Here is a 1,313-nt window from a genome sequence, read left to right on the forward strand (position 1 = left end):
CCATCGAAAGGGGCCATGAAGCGGTGGCAACCAGGTACTGGGTCAAAATTCCAGATGAGCCCACGGTGTACGCCATAATCGTCGTTTTCGACAGCTTGGTCAGGCAGCTTCAAAAGTGCGACCTGCAATCCAAGGTGAAGGGCATCCGGATATCGGCCGCCGACAAGACCATCCGCGTAAAGGTGGAGTAGCGGTGACACGACTTGCACTTCGCCTCCAGGACCCGTAGCACACATAACACGACCATCAAAAGCATCACGTCGTTACATGACAGCATAAGTGGTCACAAGGCGACAGCGAAGTGCAGCCGGGCCAATACGAAGATTGTAACCGCAGCGGTCGTCACAAAGATGGTCAAACGCAACCAAAAGTTCTTTGTGTACAGGGCGAGCACAGAAATGGGATTCCGATGTAAGTTGCTAGCAGTACAGTTCCATTGACATACCACACCAATATTAAGCCGAACAGAGCAGTCCAAGCTGTGCTTACAAGAAGTCCAAGGAGAACCTGTACAAGGAGTTTAGGTGACACAGTGTGCACCTCCAATGTCACGGATTGTACCTTAAGTGCGTGGATAAAGAGAACCAATGAGCTGGATCTGGTGAACCACATGATTCGATTGGGACAAGACTAGGTTGGAGAAACGGGGTGTACTGGCTTTGACGCGACTGATTCTGGGCGGACGAAACAAGTTTGGCCCCAGGAAGACGACCATCAGCGGCATCACGTTCGCCGGCGCGGCGGAGGCGGAGTACTACCTGTATCTGCTGGTGCAGCAGGCCGGCGAGATTGCTAGTTTCCGTCGGCAACCGCGGTACAAGGTTGCAGGAGGGGTTGACGAAGAACGGGCGCCGCATCGAACGCCAGCGAATGCGCTGAGAAAAAGGTGGCCCCGAATCGGGGCCACAAAAAGGAGAAAAAAGGGGTAAGGGTGTACCTGCCGGGTATAAGCCCGGCCGGTTCATGGTATCACGCCCAATGGTACGGTTCATTACAAAATTGTTTCCAGGACGAAGTAGCCCCCCGCGGTGGGGGCAGAAGGAAAGCGGGTTTCCCAAACCTTACCACAGGGGCGCGGTGAATGCAACTGGACTTGGGCCTGCGCAAGGTGGACAAGACACGGACACGGCAGATGGTGCGACTGCTTGAAGCCGATATGGTAGAGCGGGCAGCCGAGCGCAAGCCCCTGCCTGGGTATGAGCGTGCCGCCGACCCGCGTACCATCCGCTCTCCGAGCTTCGATGAATCGAGACTCCCGCATTTGCTGCCCGATATCGCCGAAGACCCGAAGGATCAGGAGTGTCGCCGGTTTT

The 1,313-nt window shown here is 55.6% G+C and carries 3 protein-coding genes; all 3 read left to right on the forward strand.

The window, feature by feature from the left end; translation table 11 throughout:
• Positions 1-191: hypothetical protein (locus AK2_RS16210; RefSeq protein WP_217994725.1), on the forward strand; the 191-nt coding region annotated here is incomplete at its 5' end.
• A 468-nt stretch (positions 192-659) separates the two neighbouring features.
• Positions 660-929: a DUF1064 domain-containing protein gene (locus tag AK2_RS16215; RefSeq protein WP_067937147.1), complete on the forward strand. Its 270-nt coding sequence runs from the start codon at positions 660-662 to the stop codon at positions 927-929.
• A gap of 152 nt (positions 930-1,081) precedes the next feature.
• Positions 1,082-1,313: hypothetical protein (locus AK2_RS16220; RefSeq protein WP_157076403.1), on the forward strand; the 232-nt coding region annotated here is incomplete at its 3' end.

The sequence above is a fragment of the Alicyclobacillus kakegawensis NBRC 103104 genome (assembly GCF_001552655.1).
In the GTDB taxonomy this organism is placed as follows: Bacteria; Bacillota; Bacilli; order Alicyclobacillales; family Alicyclobacillaceae; genus Alicyclobacillus_G; species Alicyclobacillus_G kakegawensis.